Below are 15203 nucleotides of genomic sequence, written 5' to 3'. Positions count from 1 at the left end.
CTTACTCCTTGTATTTGGTAATGGTGAGACCCATGTCATCCCGATAGCGATAAGAGAGGCGATCGCTTAAGGGGAGTGAGCAACCATCGACGGCATGCAGTTGATGATCTGTAGTGACCAGGGCAATAGATATAGCGGCGTCATCATCATCCGGATGACCGAGATAGAGCACATTGCCCAAACCGGCTTTTTGACACCAGAGCCGTGCTGGTGGCCGAGGCAGTTGGCTTAAACGGCAGCTGACCAGATGCTGGGTCACCTGTGCCGCGCGGCCTCGCCACTCTGTTGGGGTAAGGCGATGGGTATGCCATGGAATAACAACCTGCTCACCGTCGAGAAAAGTCAGGAGTGTGGCCTGGTCGTGGTTGTCCAGAGACAGTTCAGACAGGAGCAGCAAATCACCACTCTCCTGCTCGCTATAGCGGGTTTGCGCTTTGGCCTCGGGTAGGGTCTTGCCCCCTTTGGAGAGCGTAAGCCGTGCAAGTTGCCGAAGACCGTTGACCCCTTTACGCAGGCGAGAGCCGTCAAAGAGCTCTCGTTTCCAGCGAGCCATCACGTCATCTTCGCTGCGATCCTGATAGGTGAGTTCCACCAGCGTGCGGATATGCTCGGGTAAGGAGACTGCCCCCTCCCTTACCTGGACAAGCCAAACCTCCAAAGAGCGGCAGAGCAAATAAGGGGAATAAACGTGGGCTGTGGCGCCAAAGGCCTGATAGGGGTCTTGGCGCGCAGCATCGAGGTCAGGGGTAAGGAGCCAGGCTTCTCTGCGGGCATTGGTGGGTCTGGGGGTTTGTTCATGACGCCAGAGACGGCCAAGACGCTGAAACAACATATCGGTGGGCGCCATGCGGCTGACCAGAAAGTCGGCGTCGATATCAAGAGATTGCTCCAGTACCTGAGTGCCGATCAAGATGCGGCCTTGCTTCTCACGGGCTGCTCTGCCCGCCTTGCCATAGCAGCTAACCCAATGTGTCTCATTGTTTTGCCGATGCCGTGCGGTAAAGCGAGAGTGCAGTAAACCACAGGCCACTCCCACTTCCTGTGCTCTGGCAGCGAGATCGAGATAACGTTCCTGTGCCTCAGCCACCGTATTTTCAATCCAAAGCACCTGCTGGCCCTGGGTCGCTCGCATGAGCGCTTCCTCTAACACACTCTGGTCTGCCATGGGTTTGCATTGCAGATGAACTGAGCGGGATTCCTCTGGTGTTACCGCCAGCTCTTGCAGCAGTGATGGCGTGATACCCGTTGATACGGATATGAGAGGGTAGGAGTCTTGCTGTGTCGGCTGCCCGAGCAGCTCGCTGCGGCGAGCCTGACTCAGAGTGGCGCTGAGAATAATTACGATGCAGTGCAGGGTTCGAAGTAGATGGATCAGCTCGTCGAGGATCACACTCGTGTAGGCATCGTAACTGTGCACCTCATCGAGGATCACCACCTTACCCGCTAGGCCAAAAGCCCTGACAAAACCGTGCTTGACGTTCATGGCGGCCATCAATGCCTGATCGAGGGTGCCCACGGCAAACGGTGCCAGCAAACCACGCTTCGCACTGTCAAACCAGCTACGGCCGGGTTTGCCCTCTTCTCCCAACGCCTGATTGATCAACCAGGCACTGCCATGAAGTAGTAGGGAGTGACGGTGTGGACTCTCTTCGGTCAGGATCTGCTTGAGGTAGTCATTGAAGCGGTCTAACAGCTTGTTGGATGTCAGTTGAGTGGGTAGAGCAAAATAAATGCCCGTGGCCTTGCCTTCTTCCAACATTTTATAGGCTGCATAGAGTGCGGCCTCGGTCTTGCCGAGCCCCATTGGCGCCTCAAGCACATAGACACCTACTCCCTGGATATGCTGGTGGAGAAGCTGTTGAGGTTCATTGGGTTGATAAGGTGTCCCATCCTCAGTCCTAAAAATATCACCAAAGGCCAGCCCTTTACGCACCTGGGGCAAGACAAACCCAGCATCATCCAATGCTTGTTCTATTCTTGGCTGCCAGGGGATTGTTGGGTCTTCAAAGTGATGACCAGAGCCAATCCAATCTGCCACAGTGGTCAGCCCTGCCAATAGTCTTGCTTGTTCCGGCGTCGTGATAGTGGGGATTTCTTCCCCCATAACCCGTTGTAACTCCTCCACCAGCCTGCACCGTTCTGCTTGCCAGGATTTCCCACCAAGCTGCTCGGCACTGGCGCTTAACATCGTATCAGGCGGATTAAAACCGTGGTGCTGCCCGGCGACTCGAGGAACAAACGGGTTGTCTGTGATTGCGGCGAGGGCCAGCTCACTGACACCGGCATGACCACCCCAGTCACGTTCCTGTATTGCTCTGAACTGAGGCATTCGTTGCAGCCAAGAAGAGTGCTCCCCCTCCACCGCACACTGTAATTTGAGGAAAAATACGGGGCTGATCTTACCGATGTCGTGAAGGGCGGCCTGTAGGGCGCTCCCTTGTGGAAAGAGGGCCTGTCGAATCGTCGTTGGCATGCGATCCAGCAAAGCCCGTGCAGTTTCCCCCACTATCTGACAGTGGTTAAACACACTCCGGCCCAAATGGGGTTCGCCTTGCCGATCTTGGTAGGTCTTGGCCGGGCACAATTCAAAGGGGACTGCTGTGATTTCTGACTCCGTGTCCGTCGTTTTTCGTCTTCGGTTCATCATATTGCTGCCGCCCTTTGTTTCATCACGTTGGCCATTATCTTCCTCTCACTGGCTCACCGGCTGGGCTACTGATGTGGTTGCTCCATGTTTTTTTAATCCCGCGTTCATGGCTGCTATCACGCGGTGACGTAGTTCCGGTGGTGCCAGTACTTCGAGCTCACCGCTAAAGCGCATCAGGTCGCGCACCAGTTCGCGTTGGTCGGCATAGGGGAAGCTCAAGCGAATATGGCCGCTCTGCTCTAGAGTCTGGATTTGATCGCGATGCCACTGCACATCTCTGACCCAAGGGGCCGCGCTTGGATCAAAGCGCAACTCGGCTTGCTGCATGGTGTTGCCTGTGAAGATGCCATAGCCGTTGGAGAAGAGTGCATCCAGCTCCTGCGTTTCGCAGTCGTAGGCGACCTCATCAAGTTCAAGGGGGTCGGCAATGCGGCTCAAAGCGAAGATTCGGAGTGCCTTTCGTTCGTGGCACCAGGCGAGCAAGTACCAGTTGTCCCGATACCAGCACAGGCGCTGGGGAGAGATGTGCCGGATTTCGGCCTGATGCGAGGTGGCACTATAGTGGAATTGGAGTTGGCGCCTGGCAAACATGGCCTGCACCAGCGGCAGGAATAGTTCAGGTGCTACATACTGGCGCCCTATGCTCTCAACTCGCAGCCGGTCTGCCTGACTCTGCCACTGGGGACCAAGTAATGTACCGATACGGTCCTGCAGTTGGGCTAGTCCTTGTTGGTGTAGGCCGGGCTGCACATCTTGTAGCAGGCGATTGGCCATCAACAGGGCGAAGGCTTCTGATTCGGTAAGCCAGACACCTGGCAAGGCAAATCGGCCATCATCGGTATCGTAACGATAACCTCGGGCGATCGGATCCCAGATGATCGGAGCCTGATAGCGGTCTCTCAACAATTCCAGTAGCCGTTTGAAGGTGCTGGCTGAGCACGCAAGTCGTTCGAGTATGACGGAGCGTGGAACAGGGTAACGGAAGTCCAATAGTAACTGGTGTAAGGCAAGGGCTCGGTTAAGTTGTTCCATCTCGTCGTTAACGGATTGATAAATATTGACTAGGCTATCACCTCAATGGAAACAAAACCCTATCGAGTCTCACATATGTCATTACTAGATACGGCGATATCGAACTCTATGCTGTCATTGCGAAAGGCTCTCTCGAGAGAGCTAGAGCTAAGGCATGTGCGAGAGGGAAAGGATCGTTTTAGTGATCACTGAGGGATCGGGGCATTGAAAAGCGATCGTTGAGCACGCTATTAACACTTTGAAATATATTAATATTTTTTATAGTGGTAATTTTTTACATGGTTTTTCAGACCTTGCGATGGCCTGAAAATGATCGTTTTTTTCGTATGTAGCGCCGGGCGGTGGAGGGATTCAAATTGTTCTCTACCGCATACTGGGCAATGGTGATTCCTCTGCTATCGTACTGCCACTCGTAACGGCGGCAGTGTATGGCCCACTTTTCACCCATCGGTTGGCGGTTCAACTCAAGCCTAGCTGTCTTATGTTGCAGTTTATGGGCCTGGATATATGCCTCAACGGTAATGCCAGTCTGGGCTCGTTCAGCCTGAAACTGCTGGCGTTGTTGTTCCCAAAACCTGCGCCTCAGAGTGGCGGCCCCCAGCGGTTGGAATTTCACATATGTCAGGCGTACGTCGAGACGGTATAGTTCGGCATCTCAGAGATCCCCTCATTTTTAGAGACTCAAATAATTCCAAGTGTGCGGGTATATAAGCGGTGTTGCTTCAGGTAGTAGATAAATTTATCCATCAACAAGACCGCATTGGCTTCTTTCATTTTAGGTAACAACTGGTAATAGATGACCCCTTGCCGAAAGAACGAATAGGTTCGGCTCTTGCTGGTATTGACCTTGATCGTTCTCTCTAGACCGACACTGTCTCCAGCCTTACCCAGCAGCGTCAGCAAGACGATGGCCAGGGCACTGAATAAAAACAGTCGGTCGCGCCGGACCGGATTACTGATGTGCACATCTCCCATACCCATGCCGAATTTGTAATCTTTGATATCACGAAAACTGGTCTCGATACCCCAGCGCTGGCCGTATAGTTGCAACGCCTTGGCGGCGCTCAGGTCGGTCCGGTTACTGGCCAGAAACCACGCGTCTTTCATGCCACTCTTATGACAACAATAGACCCGTTCGACAGGCTGTCGCTGCCCAGTTAGCTCCACCGCTTTGAGGGTTCGGGTGCGCCCGGTCGGCGTTAGCCAGTCCCGAGCTGGAACCTGCTCTACACCAGGGTAACCAACCAAAACATTTCCTTTAAATCTAATGAGATAAGCAAAGCCTAGCTCTTGCTCCAGGCGTTCGAACAGCTCCATGTAACCAAAGCCGCGGTCAGCTACTACCGTCACGAAGATACCCTCTGGCAACGTCTGCTTGAGCTTGGTGAGCAGCTCTTTCTCATGGGCATTGCGTTGCCCTTTGAGCAACGATTTCCGATGGGTTTTCCACAGCAGCGGAGTACTGCGACCGTGGTTGGTTTGCAGGCTGATAACCAAGGTACTGTGATCATCGGCATCGAATTCGGTCCAGTCCATGGAGACTACGATCTCGGTACGTTCACCGACCACATAGGGCACCCAATCGTCAAAGAGGCTCCAGACATTGAGCTTGGTGTTAGTGAGCAGGCGATCCACCTGTTTAACCGCATGTTTACGTTCGAGACCGTTGGCCAAGGAGAGGCCACTACCGATGGCGTGGATGGCCAGTGAACCTGACTCGATAACCCCGAGGGTAGCATTGGCGAGGGAAAGAACACGCTTAGCATGCATGTCCTGTCCAAATATATCGTCGATGTGGTTGAGGATTAGTTCGTGGTTAAACATGGGGATAGTCTGTTGGGTATTAGCTGGTCAAGGATGGCGATCATACCTCAGAAGCCGCGCCACGCCTCGCTCATATGAGGGGATGGTTAAGGTTCGGCATACGTCTTTATACTAATACCTTGCAGCAGCACCAGAGTGGCAAAGTTCTCTTGATGGTAACGCCAGAATACCTTGCGTTCACATAACCCCATTTCTCTCGGTTTCCTAATACGATTTGGTATTCTTGGTGCATAAATTCGGCTTTTCATTATTTACTGTATCCTGATGCTGCGGCTAATCTGGTAATCCTTGACGGCTGGTGGCCGATCTCCTTTGGTTTCTGCTTTGGCCAAATAACTCAAGCGGTAGATCAGCAGACGATGCTCGTCTAGACGGTCATGGTGAACGTGATAAAACGGATTTTCAGGTAGTGAAAGATAACCATATGTCCATTCCGCTTTGGCTAAACGGTAAACATTGTCTGAGTGTTTAACCTTTTGCCCATCTAGTAGCAGTGCCAGGTGGTAGTGCTGGGCTTTTGACCTTGCTGTCTCTCTGACCCAGATATAGCCGTGGTAGCAGGGACCATAATGTCGGATCAGTTTGGGTTTAAGCTGTTTGAAGAAATGGCTGATTGGCCGGTTGTCTATTGTCCCTTGCTTCATTTTTAGCTCCATACGAATGGCGGTAAGCTTGCTGGTTTTGCTGAAGAACTTTTCTAGTAATCGAAAAATGCCATCCATGATCTCTCGCCTGATATGGATGTGATTGATTACGGCCCAAGCATGGCCTTGATACTCATAGTTGAGGGGCAATGTTAAAGACGAGTTATTATTAATATTGGGCATATATTATTAATATCCTAGCGGTTCGGGTTAATACCGAAGACAGCTACCCCCCGTCATTGATGGTCGGACAGCTTTTCTGTGGCGTTTTCTGATTCAGAAAAAACGGCTTTAATGTTCCAGTTCGTTACATTAAGTGCCAAATAAAGGAGGCGATTGCCTCCTATTGTGGCTTCAGTGTGCCGTTAACCAAGCTTCAATCTGCTGCCTAGTCCATCCCATGATCCGCCCGTTGTTATGCTTAAGCGGTGCGGGAAGTTTTGATAATTCGATCCAGCGATAGATCGTCGTTCTTGAGCATCCCAGTACTCTTTGTAGATCTTTATGCTTGAGTATTGGTTGCAGCGTGCCGCTATCTGCTGCGGCTAAACTGCGATAGCTAAACGGAGCTCTAGCCATTATTGCCCCTCCATCAGCTCTGCTACCCATTTCTGGTAAACCGATTCAGGCCACCCTACGGTTTTACCGTGAACCTTAATCGGTTCAGGGAACACGCCATCGCGAACCCATGCCCACAGGGTTCGGCGATTGCGTCCGACAAGTTCACAAACTGCTGTAATGGATAGGATTTTTTGAGAAATCATTGCTCACCTCGTCTCGTTTGATTTGATAGAGGCAATGTTAGCGAGACGGATTTTTTACACCTCCGAAAAACAGACAGATAAAATTTCGGGAAGTTGGTTTAAAAGTGAGCAGCAGATTTGTAACTTACTGTTTTAACTCAATTCATGTTTGACAATCTTAGTTCCATGTCCCTGATCACACCATCTTCTGATGGCAGCTTGATAGTCATGTTCAGCAAATTTAAGTGCATTTGGCCGCCGAGTATCACTGATGTGTTTGGCTGTTATCGGATTGTCTGGATTGCCCAGGTGGCTGGGATACAGGATGTCGGCTAATTGATCATCCGTGTACTGGAAGCCGTTATGGCGAGCCCAGAGCATCAAATCCAGCATTGGAATGATGCTTTGTTCAATGATGTTCTTGATGATGCTGTTGCGCTTAGATTGATTTGGCTGTGGACAACCTAGTTGTTCCCGCCATATGGGGAGTAATGCCTTCAGGTCGGCAAGAATATCCTCATCTGCTGCGCTGAGATCAATGTCATTCAGCACCTGTGTTACATGATGTGGCATTGCAGCCGCGACACTGGCATGCAGGTTAACCAACGCGGGCTCCCTGTTAGCAAACCTATCTTTTTCATCCTGAATCGTTGTAGGAAATTGTTTTTCGATCAGTTGATGCAGATCGCTTAACGCCATAATCGAGATGGGACGGATTGATTGCGACGATGGCAGCTGAGCATCAGATTGTGCTGCAAAAACTCGGCTTCGTGGCTCATGCAGCAAACGAATCTGACCAGAGGCTAATCGTGTAATCAGATTTGATAGATCGCAAAAATGCGTCAACTTATAGGCTCTGTAAAAGGTTTCTTCACATAGTTGGTTGTTTGTTATTTCTAGTAAATCCGCGTATGAATCTAGTTTGAACCACGTTGGGGGGCGGCGGGTTCGTTCTTTTCTTGTCGCCATAGATGAGCCCTTTAATATAAATAGCGCGATGAAAGCTGTTGAATTTATATACAGCCAGTTACTGTCTACCTGCATGGCGAAGGGGGGTGACATTATCGCTGGTGGGACAATCCCAGATCATTGACTGCCATAGTTCCAGCGCAACTTTCTGTTCTGACAGGCGATGATCATGGATGTAGTGGCTCATTACACCTTTAAGGCTATGGCCCGAGATGATCTCGATAACATGGGGCGCAATGCCTGCTGCAGTGAGATGGGTGGCTAGAGAGCGTCGCAGGTCGTGAAAGGTCCAAAAGGGGGTGTGACCAAGCCGCACGGATAATTTATGGCCATAGGTGGACACTGTATTCAGTTTCTTCAGCGAGCCGAGGAGATAGTGGGTTTTGTTCTGTTTCGCTTGAGCGATTAGTTCGGCTATCACTGGTTTGATCTGTTCTGGTATGGCGCGAACAATCTTGTGATTTGTTTTTGAGTGTTCGATTGGAACAGTCCATATCCCAGCGGACAAGTCCCACTCCGTGATATGAGATTCCCGTACTTCTCCCGTTCTCGCGCCAAAAGTCAGTAGCAAGAGCGATAGTGCACGATAGTAGGAGTTGGAGGAGGGGCTTTTTATCCACTCCATGAGAGTGTGGATTTCCGTGAGGCTTAGAACACGATCCTTTTTCCCACCTCGTTTACCTACATCCGCAATGGTCAGGTCATTGAGTGCGTCAGAGAATGCATAGCGCCGAACACGGCAATACTTCAGTGCTTGTTTTGAGATCTGGAAGAGCATACCAGCAGAAACAGGCGCCTGCTTGTTGCATGCATCAAAGACCACCAGCCAGTGTCTGGCTTCACAATCGACTAGGGGGAGATCGCCTATCTTGGGAAAGAGCCACTTTTGGAACAGTTGCCTGATTTTTGGGGCGTTCTTCCTGTTCTGGGCAGCGTAGTTATCAAGCCAGTAACAAATCGCATCTTTTACCGTCACTGGTTTTAGCCGTTCTTCTTTGGCCAGTTTGAGCATCAGTGCTGGATTGTGGCCAGCGGCTAACCATCCTTTGCACTGTTCTGTCTTTCGACGAGCTTCTTCAAGGTCGATCCCTGCGTTGTTGTTGGTGAACTTCCCCAGGGTGACTTCCAGATTTTTGCCATCGAAGCGATAGCGAAAGACAAAGCTTACCTTTCCGCTCGGATGCCAGAACGCATTTAACCCATCTCCGCGATCAACCTTCCGGATTGGCTTGGAGCCATCATGCTTGGTGCCAAGCATTTTTCTGAGCGAGGTGATCCCTAGTGCCATTTCAAAACCCCACTAAACCCCATAAAAAACCCCACACATGTATCCCTAACTGATATCACAACCCATCACAAGATAGGACGATGATTCTCACTGGGCCTTATATATCATGGGGCTTTAGGAGGCAAGGCGGGTTTTCTTTGGACGAGGTGAAACGTCAGTTGAGGTCTTCGATGGAGAACTCGCCAGCGATACCATCACAGGAGATGGCGAAACCGCCGCTGAAGCGGGTGCTGAACTGGATCAGAAACGCATCATTGTCGTGCTCTTGCACAGGCAGGTTGATGGGCTTGCTGCGACGCAGGGGCTTGTGTGTTTGTACTGCTTTCATCATGGTATTTCTCTATATAAATTAGGTGTTTGCTCCTTGTATTGGCAAATGTCAGGTCAATGGGCGCGGTCGATTGGGTGAACGACAAGCGCGCAGGAATACCCAGCCCGGTTAAGGGGCGTCTGCACTTTCAAGGAATATGCTGATGCATAAATCAAATTGGGTGGGCAGATCGGGTCTGCACCGTGAGAGCCGGGCAACGCAGGCAGACAGCCTGACGGTTCTCAAGGCGAGTAAATCAGAAGAAGGTTATGCGGGTACTGGCAGGATTCATCGTGAGGTGAAGCATTGCAGGGTAAACATAAACAGGGCTGATTAACTAGCCGACGCGCATTCTCTCCTCGAAATGAATAAAAAGCAAACAATAATTTGCCGATGTTGAAGCCAGTACGCTTTTCCTCTGTGTAATCAAGGTGCTATCAGCAGCAAATATTCGCAACTATCCGCCATAAAAAGAGGGCTCCCGACGGGAGCCCTCTCTCATTCTGCAATCAGCACAGTGGACCGACTCAGTAGTCGCCACAGGCCTTTTTGGCAGCCGTGATCATCGGGGTGATGGTCATGCCTTGCACCACGATGGAGAACATCACCACCGAGTAGGTCATCACCAGGATGACCTGACGCAGGTCGACGCCATGTTCCGGGATCATCATGACGCCGGAGGGGAGTGCCAGTGCCATCGCCATCGCCAGACCACCGCGCAGGCCACCCCAGGTGAGGATCCGCACCGAGAAGGTGTTGTAATTGCGGAATCGGCGGAAAGCCACATAGGGCAGCGACACGCTGATAAAGCGGGCGCCCAGGCAGAGCGGCACCGCAATGACCAGCAGGATCCAGTCACGCCAGGCGAGATCCAGCAGTACCAGCGCCAGACCGATCAGCAGGAACAGCAGGGCGTTGAGGAACTGGTCCATCAACTCCCAGAAGTGATCCAGGTGATGGCTGCTCTGCTCGGAGAAGCCGGAGTGACGGGTCCAGTTGCCGATCATGATGCCGGTGACCACCATGGCCAGTGCGCCGGAGACGCCGATCATGTTGGCAAAGGCGAAGCCGGCGGTCGGGATGCAGAGGGTCAGCAGCAGCTCCAATGAACCATCGTCGGTGGCGCTGATCATCACGTGGGCGATGAGGCCCAGCACGGCACCGAACAGGATGCCGCCGAGGGCTTCGTGCAGGAACAGACCGGCTACGCTACCGAAGGTGGGCTCGACACCGCCAAAGGCGACGGCAAACACGGTGGCGAAGATGACGAGGCCAACACCGTCGTTGAACAGGGATTCCCCTTCGATCTGGATGGCGATCTGGGGTGGCGCTTTCATCTTCTTGACGATGGCCAGTACGGCAATCGGGTCAGTGGGGGAGATCAGCGCGCCGAACAGCATGCAGTAGACCAGCGGCAACTCCCAGCCCAGCAGCTTGGCGATAAACCAGAAGCCGTAGCCGATGAGGAAGGTGGAGAGCAGGGTGGCAATGATGGCCAGAATGGTGATCTCCCACTTCTGGCTACGCAGCGCCTTGAGGTTGATGCCGAGGCCACCGGCGAACAGCAGGAAGCCCAGAATCCCCTTCAGCAGGAAGTTCTGGAAGTCGATGCTCTCCATGGTCTTGACGGCAAGAGGTTCCAGGTTGAACCAACCCAGTTTGCCAAACAGCACCAGCAGTGCGGAGATCAGCATGGAGCCCGCAGTGATGGCGATGGTGGTCTGGATCTTCACAACATACTGGTTGGCAAAGGCGATAAAAATCGCCAACGCTGCCAGAAAACAGAGTGTGTAGTAGACGCTCATAGTTATTTTTTTCTCGTTGGTAGACAGCAAGCACGTATCCCTATGCAGGACGGGCATAGGTTACTCTCGGGCCCTATGTTACTCATTACCCATAAATGAGTATATGGTGACGCATTTGGACTGATAGACGGCTAGATTTCCATTTTATTTGTTTGCTGTTAGGATGCTGTTTACGCAGTTGCATGGATGTAAGAGGAACACGCGGTGTCGAACGTAATGTCGAGCAGAGAGCCGAGCAAGCAGTCGGACGTAACAAAGAAGCTGGAAGCCTGCCTCAGGGAGCGGATCCTGATCATCGACGGGGCCATGGGCACCATGATCCAGGGCTACAAACTCGGTGAGGCGGATTATCGGGGTGAGCGGTTTGCTGACTGGCATACCGACATCAAGGGTAACAACGATCTGCTGGTGCTGACTCGTCCGGCGGTGATCCGCGAGATCCACGAGCAGTATTGCGCTGCCGGAGCCGACATTCTCGAGACCAACACCTTCAACGCCACTCGCATCGCCATGGCCGATTACGAGATGGAAGAGTTTTCCGCCGAGATCAACCGGGAAGCCGCCCGTCTGGCCCGCGCCGTGGCAGACGAGTGGACGGCAAAAGATCCCGCCAAGCCGCGTTTCGTGGCAGGGGTGTTGGGCCCCACCAACCGCACCGCCTCCATCTCGCCGGATGTGAACGATCCCGGCAAGCGCAACGTCACCTATGACCAGCTGGTGGCCGCCTACACCGAATCGACCCATGCCCTGATCGAGGGCGGCGCCGACATCATCCTGATCGAGACCATCTTCGATACCCTCAACGCCAAGGCCGCCGCCTTCGCGGTGGAAGGGGTGTTCGAGGCGCTGGGCTACAGCCTGCCGGTGATGATCTCCGGCACCATTACCGATGCCTCCGGCCGAACTCTCTCCGGCCAGACCACCGAAGCCTTCTACCACTCGCTGCGCCACGTCAAACCGGTATCGTTTGGCCTCAACTGTGCGTTGGGGCCCGATGAGCTGCGCCAGTATGTGGAGGAGTTGTCTCGCATCAGCGAGACCCATGTCAGTGCCCACCCCAACGCCGGTCTGCCCAATGCGTTCGGTGAGTACGACCTCGATGCGGGTGAGATGGCAGAGCATATCCGCGAGTGGGCCCAAAGCGGCTTCCTCAACATGGTCGGTGGCTGCTGCGGCACCACCCCGACCCATATCCGCGCCATGGCCGATGCCGTGGCGGGCATCAAGCCGCGTGTGCTGCCCGAGCTGCCGGTAGCCTGCCGCCTGTCGGGTCTCGAGCCCCTTATCATCACCCCCGAGTCCATGTTCGTGAACGTGGGTGAGCGCACCAACGTTACCGGTTCGGCCAAGTTCAAGCGGCTGATCAAGGAGGGGCTCTACGACGAGGCGCTCGATGTTGCCAAGCAGCAGGTAGAGAACGGCGCCCAGATCATCGACATCAACATGGACGAGGGGATGCTGGACGCCGAAGCGGCCATGGTGCGCTTCCTGAACCTCATCGCCGGTGAGCCGGATATCGCCCGGGTGCCCGTGATGATCGACTCCTCCAAGTGGGAGGTGCTGGAAGCGGGCCTCAAGTGCGTGCAGGGCAAGCCGGTGGTCAACTCCATCTCCATGAAAGAGGGGGAGGAGAAGTTCATTCAGCAGGCGAAACTGCTGCGCCGCTACGGCGCCGCCGTCATCGTGATGGCGTTCGATGAAGCGGGTCAAGCCGATACCCGCGCCCGCAAGTTCGAGATCTGCCAGCGTGCCTACCGGATCCTGGTGGATCAGGTCGGTTTCCCGCCGGAAGACATCATCTTCGACCCCAATATCTTCGCGGTAGCGACCGGCATCGACGAGCACAACAACTACGCGGTGGACTTCATCGAGGCGGTGAAGGACATCAAAACGCACCTGCCCCACGCCATGATCTCCGGCGGCGTCTCCAACGTCTCGTTTTCGTTTCGCGGCAACGAGCCGGTGCGCGAAGCCATTCACGCCGTCTTCCTCTACCACGCCATCAAGAACGGCATGGACATGGGGATCGTCAACGCCGGTCAGCTCGCCATCTATGAAGACATTCCGGCGGAGCTGAAAGAGAAGGTCGAGGCGGTGGTGCTCAACCTCAATGACAACGCCACCGAGGAGCTGCTGGCCATCGCCGAGAAGTATCGTGGTGCCGGTGCCCAGGCTGAGGATCCGCGGGATCAGGAGTGGCGCAGCTGGCCGGTGGGCAAGCGGCTGGAGCACGCGCTGGTCAAGGGGATCACCGACTTTATCGAAGAGGATACCGAAGAGGCACGCGCTGGCGCCGAGAAGCCGCTGCACGTCATCGAAGGGCCGCTGATGGATGGCATGAACGTGGTCGGCGACCTGTTCGGGGCGGGCAAGATGTTCCTGCCGCAGGTGGTGAAATCGGCGCGGGTGATGAAGCGGGCTGTGGCCTATCTGCAGCCCTATATCGAGGCGGAAAAATCGGGCGGCTCCAGCAATGGCAAAATCGTGCTGGCCACCGTCAAGGGTGATGTGCACGACATCGGCAAGAACATCGTCGGGGTGGTGCTGCAGTGCAACAACTTCGAGATTGTCGACCTCGGGGTCATGGTCTCCTGCGAGATGATTCTCAAGACTGCGCGGGAGGTCGGCGCCGATATCATCGGGCTGTCGGGTCTCATCACCCCGTCGCTGGACGAGATGGTGCACGTGGCCAAGGAGATGGAGCGTCAGGGCTTCAAGCTGCCGCTGCTGATCGGCGGTGCTACCACCTCCAAGGCGCACACTGCGGTGAAGATCGAACAGAACTACTCGGAGCCCGTGGTCTATGTCTCCAACGCCTCCCGTGCGGTCGGGGTGGCCCAGAGCCTGCTCAGCCCGGATCTCAAGGAGGCGTTTGTCGCCCGCATCGACAAGGAGTACGAGATCGCCCGGGATCAGCATGCCCGCAAGCAGCCGCGCTCCCGCCCGGTCAGTCTGGCCCATGCCCGTGCCAACCGGCACCAGCTGGATTGGGTTGGCTACCACCCCCCCAAGCCCCGCGAGCTCGGGGTGAAGAAGTTCGAAGATGTGGCCATTTCGGTGCTGCGCCCCTACATCGACTGGACGCCGTTCTTCCTCAGCTGGGAGCTGGCGGGCAAGTATCCGCGAATCCTCGAGGACGAGATCATCGGCGAGGAGGCGACCAAGCTGTTTGCCGACGCCAACGCCATGCTGGACCAGCTGGAAAAGGATCAGAGCGTGCGCTGCGCCGGGGTGATCGGCCTGTTCCCGGCCAACGCGGTAGGAGACAGTATCGAAGTTTACAGTGACGAGTCGCGCACCGAGGTCATCAAGGTGCTGCATCACCTGCGCCAGCAGAGCGAGAAGCAGGGCTTCCCCAACTACTGTCTGGCGGACTATGTGGCGCCGAAAGAGAGCGGCAAACCCGACTGGATCGGTGCCTTCGCGGTGACCGGCGGTATCGGTGAGGAGGCCATCGCCAAGGCCTACAAGGCGCAGCACGATGACTACAACGCCATCCTTATTCAGGCGGTGTGCGACCGTCTCGCCGAAGCCTTTGCCGAGTACCTGCACGAGCAGGTGCGCAAGGTGCACTGGGGTTATGCTCCCGACGAGGCCCTCAGCAACGAGGAGCTGATCCGCGAGAACTATCAGGGCATCCGTCCGGCGCCCGGTTATCCGGCCTGCCCGGAGCACACCGAGAAGGGGAGCATCTGGGAGTTGCTGGATGTCGAGCAGGCCATCGGCATGCAGCTGACCGAATCCTACGCCATGTGGCCGGGGGCGGCGGTATCGGGTTGGTACTTCTCCCATCCCGAGAGCAAATACTTCGCGGTGGCGCAGATCCAGCACGATCAGGTGGAAGATTACGCTGTTCGCAAGGGGATGACGCTGGCAGAGGCCGAGCGCTGGTTGGGGCCAAACCTGAACTGACTCCCGCGTGACATCGGTTGATCTTTAAC

The 15203-nt window shown here is 54.5% G+C and carries 11 protein-coding genes; 1 reads left to right on the top strand and 10 read right to left on the bottom strand.

The genetic code is table 11. The annotated features are described in order from the left end of the window. Position 1 precedes the first annotated feature (1 nt). From cas3 to ACTG2U_RS11105, 10 genes are all read right to left on the bottom strand, one after another. Positions 2–2644 carry a CRISPR-associated helicase Cas3' gene (cas3, locus tag ACTG2U_RS11150; protein WP_439975122.1) on the bottom strand — a complete coding sequence of 881 codons (2643 nt, stop codon included), beginning with the start codon at positions 2642–2644 and terminating at the stop codon, positions 2–4. 48 nt (positions 2645–2692) lie between these two features. Next, entirely contained in the window at positions 2693–3679 is a 987-nt protein-coding gene (locus tag ACTG2U_RS11145; RefSeq protein WP_429014197.1) for a helix-turn-helix transcriptional regulator, read from the bottom strand. 681 nt (positions 3680–4360) lie between these two features. After that, positions 4361–5503 carry an IS4-like element ISAs18 family transposase gene (locus ACTG2U_RS11140; RefSeq protein WP_041204923.1) on the bottom strand — a complete coding sequence of 381 codons (1143 nt, stop codon included), beginning with the start codon at positions 5501–5503 and terminating at the stop codon, positions 4361–4363. 251 nt (positions 5504–5754) lie between these two features. Further along, on the bottom strand, positions 5755–6225 hold the full coding sequence (locus ACTG2U_RS11135) for a YagK/YfjJ domain-containing protein (protein ID WP_244059015.1): 471 nt from the start codon (positions 6223–6225) through the stop codon (positions 5755–5757). Between the two features lie 276 nt (positions 6226–6501). After that, complete coding sequence (locus tag ACTG2U_RS11130; RefSeq protein WP_335834328.1) at positions 6502–6726, bottom strand: helix-turn-helix transcriptional regulator; 225 nt, start codon at positions 6724–6726, stop codon at positions 6502–6504. Then, positions 6726–6911, bottom strand: a complete 186-nt coding sequence (locus tag ACTG2U_RS11125; RefSeq protein ID WP_081050801.1) for a helix-turn-helix transcriptional regulator — start codon at positions 6909–6911, stop codon at positions 6726–6728. The genes ACTG2U_RS11130 and ACTG2U_RS11125 overlap by 1 nt, the downstream gene beginning before the upstream one ends. A gap of 132 nt (positions 6912–7043) precedes the next feature. Beyond that, positions 7044–7859: a DUF6387 family protein gene (locus tag ACTG2U_RS11120; protein WP_244053678.1), complete on the bottom strand. Its 816-nt coding sequence runs from the start codon at positions 7857–7859 to the stop codon at positions 7044–7046. A 58-nt stretch (positions 7860–7917) separates the two neighbouring features. Further along, complete coding sequence (locus ACTG2U_RS11115) at positions 7918–9147, bottom strand: tyrosine-type recombinase/integrase (RefSeq protein WP_270666547.1); 1230 nt, start codon at positions 9145–9147, stop codon at positions 7918–7920. 154 nt (positions 9148–9301) lie between these two features. Then, a complete protein-coding gene (locus ACTG2U_RS11110; protein WP_005340085.1) occupies positions 9302–9478 on the bottom strand; it encodes a hypothetical protein in 177 nt (58 codons plus the stop codon). A gap of 506 nt (positions 9479–9984) precedes the next feature. Beyond that, the gene (locus ACTG2U_RS11105; protein ID WP_021231596.1) at positions 9985–11262 is read right to left on the bottom strand and encodes a cation:proton antiporter; all 1278 of its coding nucleotides are present in this window, start codon (positions 11260–11262) and stop codon (positions 9985–9987) included. A 216-nt stretch (positions 11263–11478) separates the two neighbouring features. Between ACTG2U_RS11105 and metH the strand changes: the two genes are divergently transcribed. Next, a complete protein-coding gene (gene metH, locus ACTG2U_RS11100) occupies positions 11479–15174 on the top strand; it encodes a methionine synthase (RefSeq protein WP_374810512.1) in 3696 nt (1231 codons plus the stop codon). The last annotated feature ends 29 nt before the right edge of the window (positions 15175–15203 follow it).

Origin of the sequence: Aeromonas sp. 95A, from assembly GCF_051919235.1 — a bacterium.
Classification (GTDB): domain Bacteria; phylum Pseudomonadota; class Gammaproteobacteria; order Enterobacterales; family Aeromonadaceae; genus Aeromonas; species Aeromonas veronii.
This window is presented reverse-complemented; position numbering and strand designations above follow the sequence as displayed.